Source organism: Streptococcus sp. 2579 (genome assembly GCF_013277195.1).
Classification (GTDB): domain Bacteria; phylum Bacillota; class Bacilli; order Lactobacillales; family Streptococcaceae; genus Streptococcus.
Genome location: NZ_VMMM01000003.1, coordinates 1 through 24,753 on the forward strand (window position 1 = coordinate 1; position 24,753 = coordinate 24,753).

General features: G+C 40.4%; 20 protein-coding genes and 1 tRNA gene. All 21 read left to right on the forward strand.

Going from position 1 to position 24,753, the window contains the following annotated elements:
• Nucleotides 1-1,034 (forward strand): DUF1542 domain-containing protein (locus tag HT725_RS00820; RefSeq protein ID WP_173252887.1); only part of this gene is annotated, 1,034 nt, incomplete at its 5' end.
• Between the two features lie 211 nt (nucleotides 1,035-1,245).
• Nucleotides 1,246-2,094: a DNA-processing protein DprA gene (gene dprA, locus HT725_RS00825; protein ID WP_173252888.1), complete on the forward strand. Its 849-nt coding sequence runs from the start codon at nucleotides 1,246-1,248 to the stop codon at nucleotides 2,092-2,094.
• Nucleotides 2,095-2,810: 716 nt separating this feature from the next.
• Nucleotides 2,811-3,854, forward strand: coding sequence for a TIGR00341 family protein (locus HT725_RS00830; RefSeq protein WP_173252889.1), 1,044 nt, complete (start codon nucleotides 2,811-2,813; stop codon nucleotides 3,852-3,854).
• A gap of 165 nt (nucleotides 3,855-4,019) precedes the next feature.
• Nucleotides 4,020-6,107 (forward strand): type I DNA topoisomerase, encoded by a 2,088-nt coding sequence (gene topA / locus HT725_RS00835; protein WP_173252890.1) that lies wholly within the window; start codon nucleotides 4,020-4,022, stop codon nucleotides 6,105-6,107.
• Between the two features lie 105 nt (nucleotides 6,108-6,212).
• Nucleotides 6,213-6,572, forward strand: coding sequence for a YbaN family protein (locus HT725_RS00840; RefSeq protein ID WP_173252891.1), 360 nt, complete (start codon nucleotides 6,213-6,215; stop codon nucleotides 6,570-6,572).
• 90 nt (nucleotides 6,573-6,662) lie between these two features.
• Nucleotides 6,663-7,295 (forward strand): copper homeostasis protein CutC, encoded by a 633-nt coding sequence (locus HT725_RS00845; protein WP_173252892.1) that lies wholly within the window; start codon nucleotides 6,663-6,665, stop codon nucleotides 7,293-7,295.
• Nucleotides 7,296-7,338: 43 nt separating this feature from the next.
• The gene (locus HT725_RS00850) at nucleotides 7,339-7,995 is read left to right on the forward strand and encodes an MmcQ/YjbR family DNA-binding protein (RefSeq protein ID WP_000461595.1); all 657 of its coding nucleotides are present in this window, start codon (nucleotides 7,339-7,341) and stop codon (nucleotides 7,993-7,995) included.
• A 313-nt stretch (nucleotides 7,996-8,308) separates the two neighbouring features.
• Nucleotides 8,309-9,871 carry a 2-isopropylmalate synthase gene (locus HT725_RS00855; protein ID WP_173252893.1) on the forward strand — a complete coding sequence of 521 codons (1,563 nt, stop codon included), beginning with the start codon at nucleotides 8,309-8,311 and terminating at the stop codon, nucleotides 9,869-9,871.
• Nucleotides 9,872-9,882: 11 nt separating this feature from the next.
• On the forward strand, nucleotides 9,883-10,920 hold the full coding sequence (leuB, locus tag HT725_RS00860; RefSeq protein ID WP_173252894.1) for a 3-isopropylmalate dehydrogenase: 1,038 nt from the start codon (nucleotides 9,883-9,885) through the stop codon (nucleotides 10,918-10,920).
• Nucleotides 10,917-11,186, forward strand: coding sequence for a DUF1294 domain-containing protein (locus HT725_RS00865; protein ID WP_050242775.1), 270 nt, complete (start codon nucleotides 10,917-10,919; stop codon nucleotides 11,184-11,186). The genes leuB and HT725_RS00865 overlap by 4 nt, the downstream gene beginning before the upstream one ends.
• Nucleotides 11,187-11,189: 3 nt before the next feature.
• Entirely contained in the window at nucleotides 11,190-12,572 is a 1,383-nt protein-coding gene (gene leuC, locus HT725_RS00870; protein WP_173252895.1) for a 3-isopropylmalate dehydratase large subunit, read from the forward strand.
• Between the two features lie 9 nt (nucleotides 12,573-12,581).
• Nucleotides 12,582-13,175, forward strand: coding sequence for a 3-isopropylmalate dehydratase small subunit (gene leuD / locus HT725_RS00875; protein ID WP_050242773.1), 594 nt, complete (start codon nucleotides 12,582-12,584; stop codon nucleotides 13,173-13,175).
• A 27-nt stretch (nucleotides 13,176-13,202) separates the two neighbouring features.
• Nucleotides 13,203-13,982, forward strand: coding sequence for a Sua5/YciO/YrdC/YwlC family protein (locus HT725_RS00880; protein ID WP_000160496.1), 780 nt, complete (start codon nucleotides 13,203-13,205; stop codon nucleotides 13,980-13,982).
• Nucleotides 13,983-14,177: 195 nt separating this feature from the next.
• On the forward strand, nucleotides 14,178-16,127 hold the full coding sequence (locus HT725_RS00885) for an AAA family ATPase (RefSeq protein WP_173252896.1): 1,950 nt from the start codon (nucleotides 14,178-14,180) through the stop codon (nucleotides 16,125-16,127).
• Nucleotides 16,114-17,430 (forward strand): McrC family protein, encoded by a 1,317-nt coding sequence (locus HT725_RS00890; RefSeq protein ID WP_173252968.1) that lies wholly within the window; start codon nucleotides 16,114-16,116, stop codon nucleotides 17,428-17,430. The genes HT725_RS00885 and HT725_RS00890 overlap by 14 nt, the downstream gene beginning before the upstream one ends.
• A gap of 174 nt (nucleotides 17,431-17,604) precedes the next feature.
• Complete coding sequence (locus tag HT725_RS00895) at nucleotides 17,605-18,591, forward strand: GMP reductase (RefSeq protein WP_000931164.1); 987 nt, start codon at nucleotides 17,605-17,607, stop codon at nucleotides 18,589-18,591.
• 65 nt (nucleotides 18,592-18,656) lie between these two features.
• A tRNA-Arg gene (locus HT725_RS00900) sits at nucleotides 18,657-18,728 on the forward strand.
• Nucleotides 18,729-18,913: 185 nt separating this feature from the next.
• Nucleotides 18,914-19,612 (forward strand): ribonuclease III, encoded by a 699-nt coding sequence (gene rnc, locus HT725_RS00905; protein ID WP_033677334.1) that lies wholly within the window; start codon nucleotides 18,914-18,916, stop codon nucleotides 19,610-19,612.
• Nucleotides 19,603-23,142 carry a chromosome segregation protein SMC gene (smc, locus tag HT725_RS00910; RefSeq protein ID WP_173252897.1) on the forward strand — a complete coding sequence of 1,180 codons (3,540 nt, stop codon included), beginning with the start codon at nucleotides 19,603-19,605 and terminating at the stop codon, nucleotides 23,140-23,142. Before rnc ends, smc begins: the two co-directional genes overlap by 10 nt.
• Nucleotides 23,139-23,933 (forward strand): HAD family hydrolase, encoded by a 795-nt coding sequence (locus HT725_RS00915; RefSeq protein ID WP_000153016.1) that lies wholly within the window; start codon nucleotides 23,139-23,141, stop codon nucleotides 23,931-23,933. The genes smc and HT725_RS00915 overlap by 4 nt, the downstream gene beginning before the upstream one ends.
• Nucleotides 23,933-24,751 (forward strand): Cof-type HAD-IIB family hydrolase, encoded by an 819-nt coding sequence (locus HT725_RS00920; protein ID WP_000763455.1) that lies wholly within the window; start codon nucleotides 23,933-23,935, stop codon nucleotides 24,749-24,751. The genes HT725_RS00915 and HT725_RS00920 overlap by 1 nt, the downstream gene beginning before the upstream one ends.
• Nucleotides 24,752-24,753 lie beyond the last annotated feature (2 nt).

Sequence of the window (24,753 nt, forward strand, 5' to 3'; positions counted from 1 at the left end):
ACAACATCAATCCAACCGCAGAGGCGAATAAGTCAGCTAAATCAGAAGTAGAGCAAAAAGCTAATCTCAGCCTATCTCTTATCGACGACAATGCTAATCTCTCTCTAGTTGAAAAAGATGGTGCTAAAAACCAGGTAAGGCAGACTCTTCAAGATGCGCTTAAGAAAATTGACCAAGCCAAAACACAAGATGAAATCGATCAAGCGAAGCAAGAAGCTTTATCTAGCATGGATCAGATTCTAGCCGAGGCTATTGCTAAAGCTAATAGTAGAAGCCTGTCTGGTCAAGATAAAGATGGTAGCCAAACACCAGCTTCTCCTTCGGATACAGCTCAGTCTGGGACAAGTCCTGTGACTCCGCCATCTGCTACAAGAAATCGAAGAACTCCTCCGCGCCGAGCTCGTAGAAGTGTAGGATTTGTAGGGAATTCCCAAACAGGTACAATTCCATCGGCTGTGGACAAGTCAGAACTTCGTACTCTGGTAGAGGAGCTGGAACGTCGCTTGCAAGATCTAGCAGGTCTATCTCCTGAAGCACTTGATGAAGCACAGCGTATCTTGAGAGAGGCGCAAGCAGCTCTTGCTAATGAAAACTTAACAGCTCAAGAATTGGCAGACGTCCTTGCTAAAGTTAGACAGGTTCTCAATTCTCTACAAGCTGGCACATCAGCTGATAAGAGTCAGTCTGCGTCGAACTCAAATAAAGAAGCAGAAAGTGCCAAGGGAGCTAAAAATGAGACAGAAGTTCCTCTATATGGTGTCTTAGGAGCTGCAGTTCTTTCTCTTCTAGGAGCTCTCCTCTTTGCGCTGGCTCGTAAGAAAAATTCTCAACTAGATAAGCTTTTAAGAGAATTGAATCAACTTCTAGTTGAGCTAGAGGCTAGCGACAAGGATAAAAAAGTTCTAAACAAGGCTAAGAAATTAGCTGATGAAGCACGACTCTTTGTAGATAGCCATCAAAAAGATTCTCAAAAAGAAGCAGAACTAATTTCTGAAATCAAGACTGTTCTCAGTCAACTCAAAGAAGAAGTCTAGTTTTGAAGAAAACACTACTTTCAGGAACTGAGTGAGTAGCTTTGTAGCTATGATGAGGAAATAATAAAATCTCCAGATTAGGAACCGTCAATGAGTTCTCTAGTCTGGAGATTTTTCAATATACTTCATTATTGGGGGATTACAAATAGTCGGATGTTTTTTGATTTTTTTACGAATAAATAGATGAGTAGAAAAAGAAATGGAGTTATTTATGAAAATCACAAACTATGAAATCTATAAGTTAAAAAAATCAGGTTTGAGCAATCAACAGATTTTGAATGTCCTAGAATACGGTGAAAATGTTGATCAAGAACTGTTGTTAGGTGATATTGCAGATATATCAGGTTGCCGAAATCCAGCCGTTTTTATGGAACGTTATTTTCAGATAGATGATTCGCATTTGGAGAAAGAATTTCAAAAATTTCCATCTTTCTCTATTTTAGACGACTGTTATCCTTGGGATTTGAGTGAAATATACGACGCGCCTGTGCTTTTATTTTACAAGGGAAATCTGGACCTCTTGAAATTCCCGAAGGTAGCAGTCGTAGGAAGTCGTGCTTGTAGCAAACAGGGCGCTAAGTCAGTTGAAAAAGTCATTCAGGGCTTGGAAAATGAACTGGTTATCGTCAGTGGATTAGCCAAGGGCATTGACACAGCAGCGCATATGGCAGCTCTCCAGAATGGCGGAAAAACCATTGCAGTGATTGGAACAGGACTGGATGTGTTTTATCCTAAAGCCAATAAACGCTTGCAAGACCACATCGGCAATGATCATCTGATTCTCAGTGAGTATGGACCTGGTGAACAACCTCTGAAATTTCATTTTCCTGCCCGTAATCGCATTATTGCTGGACTTTGCCGTGGTGTGATTGTAGCAGAGGCCAAGATGCGCTCAGGTAGTCTCATTACCTGTGAGAGAGCAATGGAGGAAGGGCGCGATGTCTTTGCTATACCTGGTAGCATTTTAGATGGACTATCAGACGGTTGCCATCATTTGATTCAAGAAGGAGCAAAATTGGTTACAAGTGGGAAGGATGTTCTTGCAGAATTTGAATTTTAAAAATGACCTAAGCTAGAATTCTGAGAAAAACTCAATTTCAAGATAAAATGAAGTAAATATCCCCACAATAAAATGCATAGTATCAGTTTTTTCATCACTTGATATTATGCGTTTTTTCTAAGTGGGGAAGTAGAGTGGAGGACTTTTCCCATAGGAAGGAAAGTAATTTAGTGTAATTGAGAAAGGAGAGTTGCTTGCGACTAATCTTGGTCAGCTTACTGTTAGGGAGGCTTATCATCTAAAATCTTGTCAGTAAGGAAAAATAAATTCTTCAAGAGTAGAGGTTGTAAGCGGTTTGTTAAGAAAGAATTCAAAGACCTTGACAGATAAAAATAAAATGGTTATTATAAAAAATGGTCTGAAATTGATGATGATACTTTTCGGAAATCTTTTTAAGTCAGTTCAGCTTTGCCTTGCTGTGTTTTGAGCAAGCTATGGTGAGTTTCCGAGCTTGATTTTCATTTACTAGAAATGAAGCTGATGAGAGACATCAGTAGACATTTGCGTCAGGATATGATGGAAAATGATAAAAAGACCTCATGAGATTGGCATATCAGACTACTAAAGCATTGAGTTTGTTAGAATTTTATACTCAATGAAAATNNATAAGACTGACGAAGTCAGTTACATATATCTACGGCAAGGTGAAGCTGACGTGGTTTGAAGAGATTTTCGAAGAGTATTAGCGACTAGTTAGCTAGGAAAGGAAGATATTTGTGACAAATAATAAACTGTATTCGTTGGTAGAATTTAGAAATAAAATATATGAAGAATTAGAACTTTCCAGAAGTGATTTAGCGATTTTACTATGTGCCATGCTTATCGCCTCTATCGGATTAAATATGGATTCGACTCCCGTGATTATTGGAGCCATGTTAATCTCTCCTTTGATGACACCTATTCTGGGAGTGGGGCTTTCTCTAGCTATATTTGATTTTAAATTGTTAAGAAAATCTTTTAAAATATTAGCTATTCAAATTCTTGCCAGTTTAATAGCTTCAACACTTTATTTTTATCTTTCTCCCATTTCGTATGCTAGTTCGGAGATTGTTGCTAGAACCTCTCCGACTATTTGGGATGTTCTCATTGCTTTTGTAGGAGGGATAGCTGGTATTATTGGTGCTAGGAAAAAAGAGACCAATAATATTGTCCCTGGTGTCGCTATTGCAACCGCCTTGATGCCTCCTCTTTGTACAGTAGGTTATGCTATTGCTTCTGCTAATCTAAAATTTATCATAGGCTCCTCTTACCTATTCCTCATCAATTGTAGCTTTATTGTCATTGCGACTTATATAGGTGTTAGGTTGATGATGGTTAAGAAGCACTATTTTAGAGATAATGAAGAAGACTCTAAAATGCGCAGGATTTTGCTTCTAGTTGCTGTTTTGCTGATGATTCCGAGTTTTATCTCTGCAACGACTTTAGTGAGAGAAACGTTGAAAAAAGAGTCCCTTAAGAAATTTATATCAGAGCAATTTCAGGGGCATAATATTTTGAAAAAAACCTATTCTAAAAAGACTCATACCCTAAAGCTAACCATTTCAGGAAATTATTTGACAGAAGAAGAGCTTGATATGATTTCCAGTAAGAGGGGGGACTATGGTTTAAGTGATGTTTCTGTTCAAGTTTCACAATTGTCTGATTCAGAACAACTTAGCAAGGAAGAACTGGTAGAATATTTCTTCCAGTATATCAAGGATAAGGAAGCAAAAGAAAAGGAAAAAGCCAATAAATTTGATACAGAGTCTGAGGAACAATAATTTCTTGAGAATAGCTGGTTTTTCTCGTGAGTCTTCTATGTATATCAAAGGAAGACTGAAGTCTTAAGTATAAACTTTTCTTCTATTATAGTAGCTAAGTCTTGACAGGGTTCAAAAAATGGTTTACACTTTATAAAGTTTATTACTTTGAAAAGGTGTGATACTGTGGCTACGGCAACAAAAAAGAAAAAATCAACAGTTAAAAAAAATCTAGTCATCGTGGAGTCGCCTGCTAAGGCCAAGACGATTGAAAAATATCTAGGCAGAAACTACAAGGTTCTAGCCAGTGTCGGGCATATCCGTGATTTGAAGAAATCCAGTATGTCAGTCGATATTGAAAATAATTACGAACCACAATATATCAATATCCGAGGAAAAGGTCCTCTTATCAATGACTTGAAAAAAGAAGCCAAAAAAGCTAATAAAGTCTTTCTCGCAAGTGACCCGGACCGTGAAGGAGAAGCGATTTCTTGGCATTTGGCCCACATTCTCAACTTGGATGAAAATGATGCCAACCGTGTGGTCTTCAATGAAATCACCAAGGATGCGGTCAAAAATGCTTTTAAAGAACCTCGCAAGATTGATATGGACTTGGTCGATGCTCAACAGGCACGCCGTGTTTTGGACCGCTTGGTAGGCTATTCGATTTCGCCTATTTTGTGGAAAAAGGTCAAGAAGGGCTTGTCAGCAGGTCGCGTACAGTCCATTGCCCTTAAACTCATCATTGACCGTGAAAATGAAATCAATGCTTTTCAGCCAGAGGAATACTGGACAATTGATGGCGTCTTTAAAAAGGGAACCAAGCAATTCCAGGCTTCCTTTTATGGAGTGTATGGTAAAAAGCTGAAACTGACTAGTAATGATGAGGTCAAGGAAGTCTTATCTCGTCTGACTAATAAAGACTTTTCAGTGGATCAGGTGGATAAGAAAGAGCGCAAGCGCAATGCTCCTTTACCCTATACCACTTCATCTATGCAGATGGATGCAGCCAATAAAATTAACTTCCGTACTCGAAAGACCATGATGGTTGCCCAACAGCTCTATGAAGGGATCAATATCGGTTCTGGTGTGCAAGGTTTGATTACCTATATGCGTACCGATTCGACTCGTATCAGTCCAGTAGCGCAGAACGAAGCAGCAAGTTTCATTACGGACCGTTTTGGTAGCAAATATTCTAAGCATGGTAGCAAGGTCAAAAATGCATCAGGTGCTCAGGATGCCCATGAGGCTATTCGTCCGTCAAGTGTCTTTAATACACCGGAAAGCATCGCTAAGTATCTGGACAAGGATCAACTCAAGCTCTATACCCTTATCTGGAATCGTTTTGTGGCGAGCCAGATGACAGCTGCTGTCTTTGATACCATGGCTGTTAAATTATCTCAAAATGGGGTCCAATTTGCTGCTAATGGTAGTCAGGTTAAGTTTGATGGTTATCTTGCCATTTATAATGATTCTGACAAGAATAAGATGTTACCGGACATGGCTGTTGGAGATGTGGTCAAGCAGGTTAATAGCAAACCAGAGCAACATTTCACTCAACCGCCTGCTCGCTATTCTGAAGCGACACTGATTAAGACTTTGGAGGAAAATGGAGTTGGACGTCCGTCAACCTACGCACCGACCATTGAAACTATTCAGAAACGTTATTATGTTCGCCTTGTAGCCAAACGTTTTGAACCAACAGAGTTGGGAGAAATTGTTAATAAGCTCATCGTTGAATATTTCCCAGATATCGTAAACGTAACCTTCACAGCTGAAATGGAAGGCAAACTAGATGATGTCGAAGTCGGAAAAGAGCAGTGGCAACGTGTTATAGACGCCTTTTACAAACCATTCTCTAAAGAAGTCGCCAAGGCTGAAGAAGAAATGGAAAAAATCCAGATCAAGGATGAACCAGCTGGATTTGACTGTGAAGTGTGTGGCAGTCCAATGGTCATTAAACTTGGTCGTTTTGGTAAGTTCTACGCTTGTAGCAATTTCCCAGATTGCCGTCATACCCAAGCAATCGTGAAAGAAATCGGTGTTGAGTGTCCAAGTTGTCATCAGGGACAAATTATTGAGCGTAAAACCAAGCGTAACCGCCTCTTCTATGGTTGCAATCGCTATCCAGACTGTGAATTTACTTCTTGGGACAAGCCTGTTGGTCGTGACTGTCCAAAATGTGGCAATTTCCTCATGGAGAAAAAAGTCCGTGGTGGCGGCAAGCAGATTGTTTGTAGCAAGGGTGACTACGAAGAAGAAAAGATTAAATAAGAAGAGAGTCCTGAAAGTGAATTTCAGGCTCTTTTTGATTAGTACTTGACAAAATTCATCATTTTATGCGAAACTAGAAGAAGATTATTTTAACTAGGAGAAGTTATGCGTCTTATCTATCTGATAATTGGTTTTTTATCACTGGCCTTGGCCATTGTTGGGGTTGTTTTACCCTTGTTGCCGACAACGCCTTTCCTTTTGTTGTCTATTGCTTGTTTCTCCAGAAGTTCCAAGCGCTTCGAAGATTGGCTTTATCATACCAAGCTCTATCAAGCATATGTAGCTGATTTTCGCGAGACTAGGTCTATTGCGCGTGAACGTAAGAAAAAAATCATCGTCTCTATCTACATCTTGATGGGAATTTCCATTTATTTTGCCCCTCTCTTACCAGTCAAAATCGGTCTGGGAGCCTTGACCATCTTTATCACCTATTATCTCTTTAAGGTCATTCCGGACAAAGAATAAAAAATAGTATCTGTTTTCCTTGATATAAATAAAAGCATATTCACAACAATATGCTATAATAAATTCAAAGTAATCTTCAAGGAGAATCAAATGATTTACGAATTTTGTGCTGAAAATGTGACCTTGCTTGAAAAAGCGATGCAGGCCGGAGCTCGTCGAATCGAACTCTGTGATAATCTAGCAGTGGGAGGAACAACACCCAGCTATGGAGTGACCAAGGCAGCAGTTGAACTGGTAGCCAACTACGATACAACCATCATGACCATGATTCGTCCACGTGGTGGCGACTTTGTCTACAATGACCTAGAAATTGCTATTATGCTAGAAGACATTCGATTGACTGCTCAGGCTGGAAGTCAAGGAGTTGTATTTGGGGCTTTAACTGCTGATAAGAAGTTGGATAAGCCTAATCTTGAAAAGTTAATTGCTGCATCAAGAGGAATGGAAATTGTCTTCCACATGGCCTTTGATGAATTGAGCGATGAAAATCAACTGGAAGCTATTGACTGGCTTAGTCAAGCTGGAGTCACTCGTATCCTAACTCGTGCTGGTGTGTCTGGCGACTCCTTAGAAAAACGTTTTGCTCACTATCACAGAATTTTGGAGCACGCTAAAGGTAAGATTAAAATTCTACCAGGTGGGGGGATTGACCTTGACAACCGTCAAACCTTTATCGATCAGCTAGGCGTGACACAATTGCACGGAACCAAGGTTGTCTTTTAAAAAATAGAAAGGAACTGCTAGCTTTTGATAGCAGTTTTCACTTATGTTTGAAATTTTTAAATCCTATCAGTTTAATCAAGAAAAGGCTCGTGCCTATGGTTTTGTAAAAAATGGGGAAGTCTGGACCAATAGTTGCCAGATTTTGGAGGGTGACTTTGTCATGGTTTTGTCCATCACCGCTGATAATGTGCGTTTTCAGGTCTTTGATCAGGAAATGGGTGACCTCTATCCTCAAGTTCATATGGAAAGTATGACAGGAAGTTTTGTTGGAAATGTCCGTGAGGCTTGTCTGGAGATTCTCTACCAGATTCGGAAAGCTTGTTTTGATGTGCAAGATTTTGTCTGTCCTCAGACTAAGCGTATCATGGCTCAGATTCAGGAAAAATATGGTAATCAGTTGGAGTATCTGTGGGAAAAATCACCTGATACGGCAGTGTTAAGACATGAAGGCAATAAAAAATGGTATGCTGTTTTGATGAGAATACCTTGGGATAAGCTGGAAAAGGGTAGAGAAGGTCTAGTCGAAGCAGTCAACCTCAAACATGATCAAGTAGTGGACCTGCTTTCACAAAAGGGCATTTATCCAGCTTTTCATATGAACAAACGCTACTGGATTAGTGTGGCTTTTGATGATACGTTGTCAGATGAAATGGTACTGGAATTGATAGAAAAAAGTTGGAATTTAACTTCTAAAAAATGATACATTTCAAGATTTTTCAAGAACTTTCAATTAGCAAAATATTCTCTACTGAAGAAATTTTCAGAAAATATTTGATTTTTTCTTGACAAGTACTTTTGCCTATGCTAAAATACTAAACAAGATATCAAACGAAGGAGAAAGTCAAACATGAAAACAGCTAAGTTTAATCAATTTGCTTTGTTGTTGAGGTACTCGGGCTAGTGCAAAAAGCATTAGTCCTGTTTGGCTTACCAAGCGGGAGTAAATCAACATCTCGCTTGGGTTTCTGAGCGAGATGTTTTTTTAAAACCACATTTGGAAAAGGGGAAATCTTATGAGAACAGTTGAATTTCTAGATACCAGCCTTCGGGATGGAGAGCAGACACCTGGTGTTAATTTTTCAATCAAGGAAAAAATTGCCATTGCAAGGCAGCTGGAGAAATGGGGAATTTCAGCCATTGAAGCCGGTTTTCCGGCGGCGAGTCCTGATTCATTTACAGCAGTTCAGGAGATTGCTAAAGTATTGAAGAAAACAGCGGTGACTGGTTTGGCACGCTCTGTCAAGTCTGATATTGATGCATGTTATGAGGCCCTCAAGGATGCCAAGTATCCACAGGTTCACGTCTTTATCGCTACCAGTCCGATTCACCGCAAGTATAAGCTCAATAAGAGCAAGGAAGAGATTTTGGAAGCTATTAAGGAGCATGTTTCTTATGCCCGTTCTAAGTTTGAAGTGGTCGAATTCTCTCCTGAGGATGCGACTAGAACGGAGTTGGACTTTCTCCTACAAGTCGTTCAAACAGCGGTAGACGCAGGGGCGTCTTATATCAATATTCCTGATACGGTAGGATTTACCACACCAGAGGAATACGGAGCTATCTTCAAATACTTGATTGAGAATGTCAAGGCGGAACGTCAGATTGTCTATTCGCCTCACTGTCATGATGACCTCGGAATGGCAGTAGCTAATAGCCTTGCTGCTGTCAAGAACGGAGCAGGACGTGTTGAAGGGACTATCAACGGTATTGGGGAGCGAGCTGGAAATGCTGCCTTGGAAGAAATTGCAGTAGCCCTCAGTATTCGCCAAGATTACTACCAAGCAGAAACCAGTATTGTCCTAAATGAGACCATCAATACGTCAGAAATGATTTCTCGCTTCTCAGGTATTCCAGTTCCTAAAAACAAGGCCGTCGTTGGTGGTAATGCCTTTTCTCATGAATCTGGTATTCACCAAGATGGAGTTCTTAAAAATCCTCTTACTTATGAGATTATCACCCCTGAATTGGTTGGTGTTAAGAGTAATAGTCTTCCGCTTGGAAAATTGTCTGGTCGCCATGCCTTTGTCGAGAAACTAAGAGAATTGGCCCTAGACTTTACAGAAGAGGACATCAAACCACTCTTTGCTAAGTTCAAGGCACTGGCCGATAAGAAACAAGAAATCACAGATGCAGATATTCGTGCTCTGGTAGCTGGAAGCATGGTTGAAAACCCAGAAGGCTTCCACTTTGATGATTTACAACTGCAAACCCATGCAGATAATGACATTGAAGCACTCGTTAGCCTAGCCAATATGGATGGTGAAAAAGTCGAATTTAATGCGACAGGGCAAGGTTCCGTTGAAGCAATCTTTAACGCTATCGATAAGTTCTTTAACCAATCCGTCCGCTTGGTGTCTTACACTATTGACGCGGTGACAGATGGAATTGATGCCCAAGCTCGGGTCTTGGTCACTGTTGAAAATAGAGATACAGAAACTATCTTTAATGCAGCAGGGCTTGATTTCGATGTGTTGAAGGCTTCAGCAATTGCCTATATCAATGCCAATACCTTTGTTCAAAAAGAGAATGCTGGTGAAATGGGACGCAGTGTTTCTTACCGCGATATGCCTAGTGTGTAAAGGAGAAGGCTATGACAAAGAAAATAGTAGCTCTAGCAGGGGACGGAATTGGCCCAGAAATCATGGAGGCTGGTTTAGAAGTTCTGGAGGCTCTAGCTGAAAAAACAGGTTTTGACTATGAAATAGACAGACGCCTTTTTGGAGGTGCAGGTATTGATGCTGCAGGGCATCCCTTACCTGATGAAACCCTCAAGGCAAGTAGGGAAGCAGATGCTATTCTCCTAGCGGCTATCGGTAGTCCTCAGTATGATGGAGCAGTGATTCGCCCTGAACAAGGCCTGCTGGCTCTTCGTAAGGAACTCAATCTCTATGCTAATATTCGCCCTGTAAAAATATTTGACAGTCTCAAGCATTTGTCACCACTCAAATCGGAACGAATTGCTGGTGTAGACTTTGTCGTGGTGCGTGAGTTGACAGGCGGGATTTACTTTGGAGATCATATCCTTGAAGAGCGCAAAGCGCGTGATATCAACGACTATAGCTATGAGGAAGTGGAGCGGATTATTCGCAAGGCCTTTGAAATCGCAAGAAATCGCAGAAAAATCCTTACCAGCATCGATAAGCAAAATGTGTTAGCGACCTCAAAACTCTGGCGGAAAGTAGCTGAGAAGGTCGCACAGGATTTCCCAGATGTGACCTTGGAACACCAGTTAGTGGACTCAGCTGCCATGCTCATGATTACCAATCCTGCTAAGTTTGATGTCGTCGTGACGGAGAATCTTTTTGGAGATATTTTATCTGATGAATCAAGTGTCCTACCTGGTACACTTGGGGTCATGCCATCAGCCAGTCATTCTGAAAATGGACCAAGTCTCTATGAACCTATTCACGGTTCAGCGCCTGATATTGCAGGTCAAGGAATTGCCAATCCTATTTCCATGATTTTATCAGTGGCCATGATGCTGAGAGATAGTTTTGGACATTTTGAGGATGCAGAGCGTATCGAGCATGCTGTTGAGGCAAGTTTAGCGGATGGCATTTTAACGAGAGATCTAGGAGGACAGGCTTCGACCAAGGAAATGACAGAAGCTATTATTGCAAGGTTATGAAGTTAGACGAAAAAATTACTCTAGTCCTTTTGATTTGGAATGTCATGGTTTTCTTGATTTATGGTATTGACAAATCTAAGGCAAGGAGAAGAGCTTGGCGCATCCCTGAGAAAATCTTACTTATTTTAGCCTTTACTTGTGGTGGTTTTGGTGCCTGGCTAGCAGGAATCATCTTTCACCACAAGACTCGAAAATGGTATTTTAAAACAGTTTGGTTTCTTGGGATGATGACCACACTAGTAGCCTTATATTTTATTTGGAGGTAATGGATGGCAGGAAAATCGATTTTTGATAAATTATGGGACCGCCATGTCATCACAGGAGAAGAGGGGCAGCCCCAACTCATGTATGTGGATCAGCACTATATCCACGAAGTGACCAGCCCTCAGGCTTTTCAAGGATTGCGAGATGCAGGTCGCAGATTGAGACGGCCAGACTTGACATTTGGTACCTTTGACCACAATGTACCAACGGTCAATATCTATGATATTCGAGATGTGATTTCTAAAGCGCAAATTGATAAGCTAGCTGAGAATGTTGAAGAGTTTGGCATTGAGCATGCGGCCCACGGTTCTGAAAAGCAGGGAATCGTTCATATGGTTGGTCCAGAAACAGGACGGACCCAACCAGGAAAATTCATCGTCTGTGGAGACAGTCACACAGCAACTCACGGTGCTTTCGGAGCTATCGCCTTTGGAATTGGAACCAGTGAGGTTGAGCATGTCTTCGCTACTCAGACACTCTGGCAGGTCAAACCCAAGAAAATGCTGGTAGAATTCACTGGTGTTCCTCAAAAAGGAGTTTATTCCAAGGATTTCATTCTAGCCTTGATTGCAAAGTACGGCGTTGCTTGTGGTGTTGGTTATGTCGTGGAATATCGTGGACAAGCTATTGATGCACTGAGCATGGAAGAGCGAATGACCATCTGCAATATGTCCATCGAGTTTGGTTCTAAGATGGGAATCATGAATCCGGACCAAACCACCTATGATTATCTCAAGGGACGAGAATGTGTTCCAGAAGCTTTCGAAGAGGCTGTGGCGGATTGGAAAACAATTGTCAGTGATGATGATGCTGTTTACGATAAGGTTATCCAGATGGATGTCTCAGACTTGGCTCCCATGGTGACCTGGGGAACCAACCCTGCTATGGGGGTTGACTTTGATAGTAGTTTCCCAGAAATTAAGGACATGAATGATGAACGAGCCTACAATTACATGAACTTGGAGCCTGGTCAAAAGCCAGCGGATATTGAACTAGGCTATATCTTTATCGGGTCTTGTACCAATGCTCGTCTCAGCGATTTGCAACTGGCTGCTCGATTTATCAAAGGAAAGAAGATTGCTCCCAACTTAACGGCTATCGTAGTCCCAGGCTCTCGTCCTGTCAAACGAGCTGCGGAGAAGTTGGGTTTGGATAAGGTTTTCATAGATGCTGGCTTTGAGTGGAGAGACCCAGGCTGTTCTATGTGCCTAGGAATGAATCCGGACAAGGTTCCTGATGGTGTCCACTGCGCCTCAACAAGCAATCGTAACTTTGAAGACAGACAGGGATTTGGCGCTAAGACCCATCTTTGCAGTCCAGCCATGGCAGCTGCAGCAGCTATTGCAGGGCGCTTCGTAGATGTTCGGCAAATGCCAGAAGCTCAGTAAGGAGAGGATATGGAGAAATTTACAGTTTATACGGGAACGACCGTTCCTCTCATGAATGATAACATCGACACCGACCAAATCCTACCCAAGCAGTTTCTCAAGTTGATTGATAAAAAAGGCTTTGGTAAGTACCTCATGTATGCTTGGCGTTATCTGGATGACAAGTATACTGAGGACCCAGACTTTGTCTTTAACCGACCTGAATATCGTAAAGCCAGTATTCTTATCTCAGGGGATAACTTTGGGGCAGGGTCTTCGAGGGAACACGCAGCTTGGGCCTTAGCAGACTATGGTTTTAAGGTCGTGATTGCAGGATCTTTCGGTGACATTCATTACAATAATGAACTCAATAATGGCATGCTACCTATTGTTCAGCCTAGAGAGGTTAGAGAGAAGCTAGCCCAATTGAAACCAAGCGACCAGGTAACTGTGAACTTGGAACAACAAAAAATCATCTCACCAGTTGGAGAATTCACTTTCGAAATTGATAGCGAATGGAAACACAAACTCTTAAATGGTTTGGATGATATTGGTATTACCTTGCAGTATGAAGATTTGATTGCTGCTTATGAAAAACAACGACCAGCCTACTGGCAGGATTAGAAGAAAATTAGAAAAGGAAATAGAATTATGACAAAACATATTCAATGGAAGGGAACACTTTCACAAGAAGGCTATGATATTTTAAAAGGTGAGGGCGGATGTATCGTTTGCCCTACAAAAGTTGGCTATATTATCATGACCAGCGATAAGGCTGGTCTTGAACGCAAGTTTGAAGCTAAAGAACGTAACCGTAACAAACCAGGTGTGGTTCTCTGTGGTAGCATGGATGAGCTTCGCGCCTTAGCACAACTCAATCCAGAAATTGAAGCCTTTTACCAAAAACATTGGGATGAAGATATTCTTCTTGGTTGTATCCTTCCTTGGAAACCAGAAGCTTTTGAAAAACTCAAAGCATACGGTGATGGCCGTGAAGAACTCATGACTGACGTACGTGGTACTAGCTGTTTCGTTATCAAGTTTGGTAAAGCTGGTGAACAATTGGCTGCCAAACTTTGGGAAGAAGGTAAAATGGTCTATGCCTCATCAGCCAACCCATCTGGAAAAGGAAATCGTGGTAAGGTGGAAGGTATCGGAGAACGTATCGAAGGAGCAGTGGACCTTGTCATCGAAGCAGACGACTATGTGGCATCTATCCAGCCTGACAAAACGATTGAAACTCGCTACGAGCAAGGTGTGATGGTGTCTATGGTCGATAAAGACGGCAAACTCATCCCAGAACAAGGAGGAGCACGTTCAACTTCACCAGCTCCAGTTGTAATCCGCAAAGGGCTTGACATTGATAAGATTATGATGCACCTGTCAGACACCTTTAACTCATGGGACTACCGCCAAGGCGAGTATTATTAAGATAAAAAGAAGTCTAGTGTAACGAGGGAATAAAGCTTTCTACACTAGACTTTTTCTTTAGAAATTCTTTTCTTTTTTATATAGATGTGATATTCTATATGTGAAATGTGTGTTAAGATAGTTATTAAAAATATTTAAACTAACAAATAATATTTAGAACCTTTAATAATCATTTAATAAGCGAGGTAAAGCATTATGATATCTGAATCAACTTTTATTGATAGAATAAAAAAAGAATTCCCAGATGCAATTGAAAATCAAACAAAAAGTTATATTTCTTTTCAGGTTAAAAATATGAAAGGGAAGTTACAAAACTTTATAGAGATTAATTTTCGGAATAAAGGAATAAAGATTGCCATTCTCTCCAAAAGTCTTCGTGATTCAGATTTTTTGATATTTGATAAGAAGCCTGATTCATTTGGTTGGACACTTGATGCTGAGTATTTTATTAAGGACGAAAATTCATTAGACGAGATTTTACCTTTTATAAATAAATCTTATGAGTTTGTAAAAACTGGAACTAACTCAGAGTGTTATAAAGTCTTCAGAGAATTTTTGTCTAAATTTGTGAATCAATCAAATATCTATAATTCGAAAGATATAGAAATGAAACGTTCTCAAAAATTAGATGGAGCTGAACATATTTATCCTGCTCTAACCATCGAAGGTATTCCATACAAAGTTGAAATGCTTAACACAGGTCATTTTGGTCCAAGGAGTGGTAATGGATATATTAAATCACCTTATTTTGGTTATCGATTGAGTGACATTGATAACTCATGGATAAATATAAGATGTGGTTTTCAGAGATTTAAACTCACAGAATTTAAAATAGTAAAATGGTACAGTAATAATCAAGATGAAGATTTAGGTTATAAATACCTTGTCAAAGATTTAGAATTGGAATCAACCGCGGAACCTAATGATATTTTAAAAGAGTTTTACGACAATTTTACTAGTTTCTATGTGAAAAAAGAGAAGAAAGATGTAAACATGTTAGAAAATATTAACAAATATAAAAATATTTTATTGCAATCCAAAAACCTCATTCTCCGTGGTGCACCTGGTACAGGAAAAACTTATCTTGCTAAAGAAATAGCGGCAGAGCTAACGGGTGGTAATGAAGATCAAATTGGCTTTGTACAATTTCACCCTTCCTATGATTATACAGATTTTGTGGAGGGGTTGAGACCAGTATCAAATGGGGATGGAGCTATTGAGTTTAAATTACAAGATGGTATTTTTAAAGAGTTTTGCCAGAAGGCAAAAGAAGCTCAGAAGACTGGAGGTCAAGATAATTTTGAAGAAACGTGGGCTAAGCTAACGGATGCTATCAATGAAAAGCAAGGACAATATTTCTTCCCTCGTAGTTCGGTTCCAGCCAGTTTAAATAGTCAAGGGAATGTGAAGTTTGATTCTCCTGTTGCTACCAAAGAAAAAGTGTATCTTTTGTACAAGGGTGAAGATACTAATTTAAAGTACGAAACTTATCAAAAAATTGTTTTGGATCACATGAAAGAAAGTTATGGTTTATGTGATTATGTATCTCCAATGATTAACACAGACAAAAACTTCGTTTTCATCATCGATGAGATCAATCGTGGTGAGATTTCTAAGATTTTTGGGGAGCTCTTTTTCTCTATCGACCCTGGCTATCGTGGTAGAGATGGGGAAGTTTCTACCCAATATGCCAATCTACACGAAAGTGATGACAAGTTTTATATTCCTGAGAATGTCTATATTATAGGAACCATGAATGATATTGACCGATCAGTGGATACATTTGATTTTGCTATGCGTCGTCGTTTCCGTTTTGTTGAAGTTACTGCTGAAAGCCAACTATACATCCTTGATGAAAAATTAGGTGAGCATGCTGAAGAAGCTAAAACTCGACTAAGGAACTTGAATGTTGCTATCGAAAATGTTCAGGAGCTAAACAGTCATTATCATATCGGACCAAGTTATTTCCGTAATTTAAAAGAATTGGATTATGATTATGAATTACTCTGGTCTGATTATCTCAAACCACTTTTGGAAGATTACTTACGTGGTTCTTATGAAGAAGACGAAATACTGAATACTTTGAAAAAAGCATATGATTTGAGAAATCAGCAAGATATTGGTGATGACGATGCAGTTAACTGACAATCAACAGGACTTAAACAAAGAAGAGTTTATCACAGAATATCCTAAAATTAGTCAAGTTCTTTTAGATAGAACTCTAGATAATCTTTCTCAAGAAGACAGTATCTTTGTTTTCCCAAATGACCTACAATATTCTCCAGATTTGGATAAGAAACAAAAGATTTTGGAAACGGTCAATCAGGAAATCAAGACAGGAAATGTGATTGGTTTTCTGGGCTATGGTCAGGAGAGATTAACAATCTCCTCTCGTTTTTCGATTAAAGGTGATGACTATTTTTTACATTATCTTTTACAAAAGGTTCTTCATATCAATCTTACTAGTTTAGATGTATCTTTGTCGCGTGAAGATAAACTCTATCAACTTTTGATGTATCTCTTTCCCAAGTATCTTCAAGCTGCTCTCCGAAAAGGTTTTTATAAGGAATACCAGCGATTTTCTCATAACGACAGTCATGTTAAGGGAGTGATTGATGTAGGAAATCATCTCAAGAAAAATCTTCCTTTCACGGGAAATATTGCCTACACAACGAGAGAGTTCACCTATGATAATCCTCTCATGCAGCTGATTCGTCACACTATTGAATACATTAAGAATCAGAAAAGCATTGGGCAAGGGGTTCTTGATAGTCTCTTAACTAGTCGTGAAAATGTAGCAGAAATCGTGCGGGTAACTCCTTCTTATAAACTAGCTGATCGTGCGAAGATTATTCGGGGAAATAAATCTAAACCTCTACGTCATGCATACTTTAACGAGTACAGAAAACTACAAGAACTTTGTCTGATGATCCTAAACCAAGAAAAGAACGGTTTAGGGTATCAGGAACAAAAAATCCACGGTATTCTTTTCGATGTTTCCTGGCTTTGGGAAGAGTATGTTTACACCTTGTTGCCAAAAGATTTCATCCATCCACGAAATAAGGATAAGACGGATGGGATTTCAGTGTTTTCTAGTCAAGAAAGAAAAGTATATCCAGATTTCTATAATAGAGATTTAAAAATTGTGTTAGACGCTAAATATAAAAAGCTTGAAGATACTGAAAAAGGAATAAACCGTGAGGACTTGTTCCAGCTGATTTCCTATTCTTATATTTTAAAAGCTGAGAAGGCTGGACTGATTTTTCCTAGTATGGAGCAGTCAGTAAATAGTGAAATAGGAAAAGTAGCTGGCTATGGAGCTCAATTGAAGAAGTGGTCTATTCGAATCCCTCAGAATGCCTCATCCTATAGTGCATTTTGTAAAATGATGGAAAATTCAGAAGAAAATTTTAAAGCGATTATTGATGAAGAAGTGGGGAGAAAATAATTTCCCCTCTTTCTTTTATTTTTAACACAAGCAAAACCCGAACGATATATTTTAATTCATAAAATAATTTGACAAAAACTGTACTTTGGTTTATAATAAATTAAGGAAACGTCGGAAAAGGCGTAGTGATGCGAGAGCATAGGTAGGTCATTATAAAAGAAACGAGACATCAATATGTTAAATGAATTTCCAATTTTTGATTACGAAGATATTCAATTGATTCCAAATAAATGTGTGATTAAAAGCCGTGCAGAAGCGGACACAAGTGTCACTTTAGGAAATCACACCTTTAAACTACCTGTTGTGCCAGCTAATATGCAGACGATTTTGGATGAAAATGTAGCAGAGCAACTGGCTAAAGGTGGTTACTTCTACATTATGCATCGTTTTGATGAAGCAGGACGCATTCCTTTTATTAAACGAATGCACGATCAAGGGCTTATTGCTTCTATCTCTGTCGGTGTTAAGGATTATGAGTATGATTTTGTTAGCCAGCTCAAGGCTGATGCTCCTGAATATATCACGATTGATATCGCTCATGGTCATGCAGATAGTGTGATTTCTATGATTCAACACATCAAGAAAGAATTGCCAGATACTTTTGTTATTGCAGGAAATGTGGGAACACCAGAAGCTGTGCGTGAATTGGAAAATGCTGGTGCGGATGCCACTAAGGTCGGAATTGGTCCTGGTAAGGTTTGTATTACCAAGGTCAAGACTGGTTTTGGTACAGGTGGTTGGCAGTTGGCTGCTCTACGCTGGTGTGCTAAGGCTGCGCGTAAACCGATTATCGCCGATGGAGGAATTCGTACTCACGGTGATATTGCCAAGTCTATTCGTTTCGGTGCTAGCATGGTCATGATTGGTTCCCTCTTTGCAGGACATATCGAAAGTCCAGGGAAAACGATTGAAGTCGATGGCGAACAGTTCAAAGAATACTACGGTTCAGCTTCCCAATACCAAAAAGGAGCTTACAAAAATGTGGAAGGCAAACGCATCTTGCTTCCTGCCAAAGGTCATCTGCAAGACACTTTAACTGAGATGGAACAAGACCTTCAAAGTGCTATTTCTTATGCAGGTGGACGTCAGGTTGCTGACCTTAAACACGTTGATTATGTTATCGTGAAAAACTCCATCTGGAATGGGGATGCTTCCCACTAGGACGGGCTATTTGACCAGAAAAAACTTGTTATTAGAGCAAATTTCTGTTATAATAAAACAAGTTTCCACCCTTAGTGTAATGGATATCACGTAAGATTCCGGTTCTTGAGATGGGGGTTCGATTCCCTCAGGGTGGATGTAAACATCCTAAAAAAAGCCTTTAATAGGGCTTTTTTTCTTTATCCTGCCCCAAATTTGCTCCGAAAACTGAAAACATCATTCTAAAGAATGCCCAAATCCCCTCCAGTCCCGTTTTAGAGTGACTCAGGAGGCTTTTTTTGATATAATAAAAAGGACTGTTATCAGTTAGAAAGAGGTTGGTATGAAAGAATTACAAACTGTACTAAAGAACCATTTTGCAATCGAATTTGCAGACAAAAACTTACTGGAGACTGCCTTTACTCATACGAGTTATGCCAATGAGCACCGCCTCTTAAAAATTTCACACAATGAACGCTTGGAATTTTTAGGAGACGCTGTTCTACAGTTATTGATTTCAGAATATCTGTATAAAAAATATCCTAAAAAGCCTGAAGGCGATTTGTCTAAACTCCGTGCCATGATTGTCCGCGAGGAGAGTTTGGCTGGTTTTGCGCGTGATTGCCAGTTTGACCAGTTTATCAAGCTGGGTAAGGGGGAAGAAAAATCTGGTGGTCGCAATCGTGATACCATTCTTGGTGATGCCTTTGAAGCCTTTCTTGGTGCCCTTCTTTTGGACAAGGATGTGGCCAAGGTTAAGGCATTTATCTATCAAGTCATGATTCCTAAGGTTGAAGCAGGCGAGTTTGAGATGATTACAGACTACAAAACCCATCTCCAAGAGTTGCTTCAGGTCAATGGCGATGTGGCTATCCGTTATCAGGTGATTTCTGAAACGGGTCCTGCCCACGATAAGGTCTTTGATGTAGAAGTTCTGGTTGAAGGTAAGAGTATTGGTCAAGGTCAAGGTCGTTCTAAGAAACTAGCAGAGCAGGAAGCTGCCAAAAATGCCGTTGAGAAAGGGCTGGATTCATGTATTTAAAGGAAATCGAAATTCAGGGATTCAAGTCTTTTGCTGATAAGACCAAGGTCGTCTTTGACCAAGGCGTGACAGCAGTTGTTGGACCCAATGGATCAGGAAAGTCTAATATTACAGAAAGTCTGCGTTGGGCCTTGGGGGAGTCAAGTGTTAAGAGCCTCCGTGGTGGCAAGATGCCAGATGTCATTTTTGCTGGAACTGAAAGTCGCAAACCGCTCAATTATGCTTCTGTAGTTGTGACTTTGGATAATCATGACGGATTTATCAAGGATGCTGGTCAAGAAATCAGGGTAGAACGTCATATCTACCGTAGTGGAGATAGCGAATACAAGATTGACGGCAAGAAAGTCCGTCTGCGTGATATTCATGACCTTTTCTTGGATACAGGTTTGGGTCGAGATTCCTTCTCTATCATTTCCCAAGGGAAGGTTGAGGAGATTTTTAACTCCAAGCCTGAAGAACGCCGAGCTATTTTCGAAGAAGCTGCAGGGGTTTTGAAATACAAGACTCGCAGAAAAGAAACTGAGAGCAAACTGCAACAAACTCAGGATAATCTGGATCGTCTAGAAGATATTATCTACGAGTTGGATAATCAAATCAAACCTCTTGAGAAGCAAGTTGAAAATGCTCGTAAGTTTCTAGACTTGGAAGGTCAACGCAAGGCTATTTATTTAGATGTTTTGGTTGCTCAAATCAAGGAAAATAAGGCTGAACTAGAGTCTACAGAAGAAGAGTTGGCTCAGGTTCAGGAACTCTTGACAAGCTATTACCAAAAGCGTGAAAAATTAGAAGAGGAAAATCAAACTCTTAAAAAGCAACGCCAAGATTTACAGGCTGAAATGGCCAAAGACCAAGGCAGTTTGATGGATTTGACCAGTCTGATTAGTGATTTAGAGAGAAAATTAGCCCTATCGAAACTGGAATCTGAGCAAGTAGCCCTGAATCAACAGGAAGCACAAGCCCGTTTGGCTGCTTTGGAGGAGAAGAAAAGTTCACTCAGCAAAGAAAAATCTGATAAAGAAAGTTCTTTAGCTCTCTTAGAAGAAAATCTAGTCCAAAATAATCAAAAACTTAATCGTTTAGAAGCTGAATTGCTAGCTTTTTCAGATGATCCTGATCAGATGATTGAGCTTTTGCGTGAACGCTTTGTGGCCCTTCTACAAGAAGAAGCGGATGTCTCAAATCAACTGACCCGCATCGAGAATGAGTTGGAAAATAGCCGTCAGCTTTCTCAAAAGCAAGCAGATCAACTAGAAAAGCTGAAAGAACAACTGGCTACAGCTAGAGAGAAGGCTAGGCAGCAAAATGCTGAGCTTGAAACAGCCAAGGAGCAAGTTCAGAAATTATTGGCAGATTACCAGGTCTGTTCCAAGGAGCAAGAGGAACAGAAAACTTCCTATCAAGCTCAACAAAGTCAACTCTTTGACCGTCTGGATAATCTCAAAAACAAGCAGGCCAGAGCTCAGAGTCTGGAAAATATCCTGAGAAATCATAGTAACTTTTATGCAGGTGTTAAGAGTGTTCTCCAAGAAAAAGACCGTCTTGGTGGTATTATTGGTGCTGTTAGTGAGCACCTGACCTTTGATGTGCATTATCAAACTGCCCTAGAGATTGCGCTTGGAGCCAGCAGTCAGCATATCATCGTAGAAGATGAAGAGTCGGCAACTAGAGCGATTGATTTCCTCAAACGAAACAGGGCTGGTCGCGCGACCTTCCTTCCGTTGACCACTATCAAGGCGCGTACGATTTCTAGTCAGAACCAAGATGCTATTGCTGCAAGTCCAGGTTTCCTTGGGATGGCAGATGAGCTGGCTACTTTTGATAATAGGTTGGAAGCTATTTTCAAGAACTTGCTTGCAACAACAGCTATTTTTGATACTGTAGAACATGCGCGTGCAGCTGCTCGACAAGTTCGTTATCAGGTTCGCATGGTGACACTGGACGGGACAGAGCTACGCACAGGTGGTTCCTATGCAGGTGGAGCCAATCGTCAGAATAACAGTATTTTTATCAAGCCAGAACTGGAGCAATTGCAAAAAGAAATTGCTGAAGAAGAAGCAAGTCTGCGTTCAGAAGAGTCGAGTTTGAAGAACTTGCAAGATGAGATGCTTACATTGACCGAATCATTAGAAGCCATCAAATTTCAGGGGGAGCAGGCACGTATTCAGGAGCAAGGCTTGTCCCTCGCTTATCAGCAGACCAGTCAGCAAGTTGAAGAGCTAGAAACTCTTTGGAAACTCCAAGAAGAGGAATTAGATCGTCTTTCTGACGGAGATTGGCAAGCAGACAAGGAAAAATGCCAAGCACGCCTTGCTACTATTGCCAGTGAAAAGCAAAATCTGGAAACTGAGATTGAAGAGATTAAGTCTAACAAAAATGCCATCCAAGAACGTTATCAGAACTTGCAAGAACAGGTAGCGCAAGCTCGCCTGCTTAAGACAGAACTGCAAGGGCAAAAACGTTACGAAGTTGCGGATATTGAACGTTTAGGCAAGGAATTGGATAATCTGAATATCGAGCAAGAGGAAATCCAGCGCCTTCTTCAAGAAAAGGTTGACAATCTTGAGAAAGTTGATACAGAATTGCTCAGTCAACAGGCGGAAGAAGCCAAAATGCAGAAAACAAACCTCCAACAAGGTTTGATTCGTAAGCAGTTTGAATTAGATGATATTGAAGGTCAACTGGATGATATTGCTAGTCATTTGGATCAGGCTCGCCAGCAGAATGAAGAGTGGATTCGCAAGCAAACACGTGCTGAAGCTAAGAAAGAAAAGGTCAGCGAGCGCTTACGCCATTTACAAAGTCAATTAACAGACCAGTACCAGATTAGCTATACTGAAGCACTAGAAAAGGCACATGAATTGGAAAACCTCAATCTGGCAGAGCAAGAAGTTAAGGATTTAGAGAAGGCTATACGCTCGCTGGGTACTGTCAACTTGGAAGCTATTGACCAGTACGAAGAAGTTCACAGCCGTCTGGATTTCCTCAATAGCCAGCGAGATGACATTTTGTCAGCGAAAAACCTGCTCCTTGAGACCATTACAGAGATGAATGATGAGGTCAAGGAACGCTTTAAATCAACCTTTGAAGCTATTCGTGAGTCCTTTAAAGTGACCTTCAAACAGATGTTTGGCGGAGGTCAGGCAGACCTCATTTTGACTGAGGGCGACCTTTTAACAGCTGGTGTTGAGATTTCTGTCCAACCACCAGGTAAGAAAATCCAGTCGCTTAACCTTATGAGTGGTGGTGAAAAAGCCCTATCGGCTCTAGCTTTGCTTTTCTCTATCATTCGAGTTAAGACTATCCCATTTGTCATCTTGGATGAGGTGGAAGCTGCGCTGGATGAAGCTAATGTTAAACGTTTTGGGGATTACCTCAATCGATTTGACAAGGACAGCCAGTTTATCGTTGTGACCCACCGTAAGGGAACCATGGCAGCGGCTGATTCTATCTATGGAGTGACCATGCAAGAATCAGGTGTCTCAAAAATTGTTTCGGTGAAGTTAAAAGATTTAGAAAGTATTGAAGGATGACAATTAAACTAGTAGCAACAGATATGGACGGAACTTTTCTAGATGGAAACGGACGCTTTGATATGGACCGCCTCAAGTCTCTCTTAGCTTCCTATAAGGAAAAAGGGATTTACTTTGCGGTGGCTTCGGGGCGCGGATTTCTATCTCTAGAAAAATTATTTGCTGATGTTCGTGATGACATTATTTTCATCGCGGAAAATGGCAGTTTGGTAGAGTATCAAGGTCAGGACTTGTATGAAGCGACTATGTCTCATGACTTTTATCTGGCAACTTTTGAAAAGCTGAAAACGTCACCTTATGTAGATATCAATAAACTGCTCTTGACGGGTAAGAAGGGTTCATATGTTCTAGATACGGTTGATGAGACCTATTTGAAAGTGAGTCAGCATTATAATGAAAATATCCAAAAAGTAGCGAGTTTGGAAGATATCACAGATGACATTTTCAAATTTACAACCAACTTCACAGAAGAAACGCTGGAAGATGGGGAGGCTTGGGTAAACGAAAACGTTCCTGGTGTTAAGGCTATGACAACTGGCTTTGAATCTATTGATATTGTTCTGGACTATGTCGATAAGGGAGTGGCCATTGTTGAATTAGTTAAAAAACTTGGTATCACAATGGATCAGGTCATGGCTTTTGGAGACAATCTTAATGACTTACATATGATGCAGGTTGTGGGACATCCTGTAGCTCCTGAAAATGCACGACCTGAAATTTTAGAATTAGCAAAGACTGTGATTGGTCACCATAAGGACCAGTCGGTTATAGCTTATATGGAGGGCTTATAATGGCAGATATAAAATTAATCGCATTGGACTTGGACGGGACCTTGCTGACTACTGATAAAAGGCTGACGGATCGTACCAAGGAAACCTTGAAAGCTGCGCGTGATCGTGGTATCAAGGTCGTATTGACAACTGGTCGTCCCTTAAAAGCTATGGATTTCTTTCTCCATGAGCTAGGGACTGACGGTCAGGAAGATGAGTATACCATTACTTTTAATGGTGGTTTGGTTCAGAAAAATACAGGTGAAATCCTTGATAAGACAGTCTTTTCATATGATGATGTGGCACGCTTGTATGAAGAGACAGAGAAATTATCACTGCCTCTTGACGCTATCTCAGAAGGAACTGTTTATCAAATTCAATCGGACCAAGAAAGTCTTTATGCCAAATTCAATCCAGCTTTGACTTTTGTTCCAGTTGATTTTGAAGACCTGTCTAATCAAATGACCTACAACAAATGCGTGACCGCCTTTGCTCAAGAACCCTTGGATGCAGCCATTCAGAAGATTTCTCCAGAATTGTTTGACCAATATGAAATCTTTAAATCACGTGAAATGTTGCTAGAATGGTCACCAAAGAATGTTCATAAAGCAACAGGTTTGGCAAAACTAATTAGCCATCTTGGAATTGATCAAAGTCAAGTGATGGCCTGTGGTGACGAGGCCAATGACCTCTCTATGATTGAATGGGCAGGGCTCGGTGTTGCCATGCAAAACGCTGTTCCTGAAGTCAAGGCAGTCGCAAATGTGGTAACTCCTATGACCAATGATGAAGAAGCTGTCGCCTGGGCTATCGAAGAATATGTGCTAAAGGAGAACTAAGA

Coding starts and splice junctions, on each gene's coding strand:
- HT725_RS00890 (WP_173252968.1), top strand. CDS start 16,114: ATGCAGTTAACTGACAATCAACAGGACTTAAACAAAGAAGAGTTTATC.
- leuC (WP_173252895.1), top strand. CDS start 11,190: ATGGCAGGAAAATCGATTTTTGATAAATTATGGGACCGCCATGTCATC.
- HT725_RS00895 (WP_000931164.1), top strand. CDS start 17,605: ATGTTAAATGAATTTCCAATTTTTGATTACGAAGATATTCAATTGATT.
- HT725_RS00840 (WP_173252891.1), top strand. CDS start 6,213: ATGCGTCTTATCTATCTGATAATTGGTTTTTTATCACTGGCCTTGGCC.
- HT725_RS00850 (WP_000461595.1), top strand. CDS start 7,339: ATGTTTGAAATTTTTAAATCCTATCAGTTTAATCAAGAAAAGGCTCGT.
- dprA (WP_173252888.1), top strand. CDS start 1,246: ATGAAAATCACAAACTATGAAATCTATAAGTTAAAAAAATCAGGTTTG.
- HT725_RS00915 (WP_000153016.1), top strand. CDS start 23,139: ATGACAATTAAACTAGTAGCAACAGATATGGACGGAACTTTTCTAGAT.
- HT725_RS00855 (WP_173252893.1), top strand. CDS start 8,309: ATGAGAACAGTTGAATTTCTAGATACCAGCCTTCGGGATGGAGAGCAG.
- rnc (WP_033677334.1), top strand. CDS start 18,914: ATGAAAGAATTACAAACTGTACTAAAGAACCATTTTGCAATCGAATTT.
- leuB (WP_173252894.1), top strand. CDS start 9,883: ATGACAAAGAAAATAGTAGCTCTAGCAGGGGACGGAATTGGCCCAGAA.
- HT725_RS00920 (WP_000763455.1), top strand. CDS start 23,933: ATGGCAGATATAAAATTAATCGCATTGGACTTGGACGGGACCTTGCTG.
- HT725_RS00845 (WP_173252892.1), top strand. CDS start 6,663: ATGATTTACGAATTTTGTGCTGAAAATGTGACCTTGCTTGAAAAAGCG.
- HT725_RS00865 (WP_050242775.1), top strand. CDS start 10,917: ATGAAGTTAGACGAAAAAATTACTCTAGTCCTTTTGATTTGGAATGTC.
- leuD (WP_050242773.1), top strand. CDS start 12,582: ATGGAGAAATTTACAGTTTATACGGGAACGACCGTTCCTCTCATGAAT.
- HT725_RS00885 (WP_173252896.1), top strand. CDS start 14,178: ATGATATCTGAATCAACTTTTATTGATAGAATAAAAAAAGAATTCCCA.
- HT725_RS00880 (WP_000160496.1), top strand. CDS start 13,203: ATGACAAAACATATTCAATGGAAGGGAACACTTTCACAAGAAGGCTAT.
- smc (WP_173252897.1), top strand. CDS start 19,603: ATGTATTTAAAGGAAATCGAAATTCAGGGATTCAAGTCTTTTGCTGAT.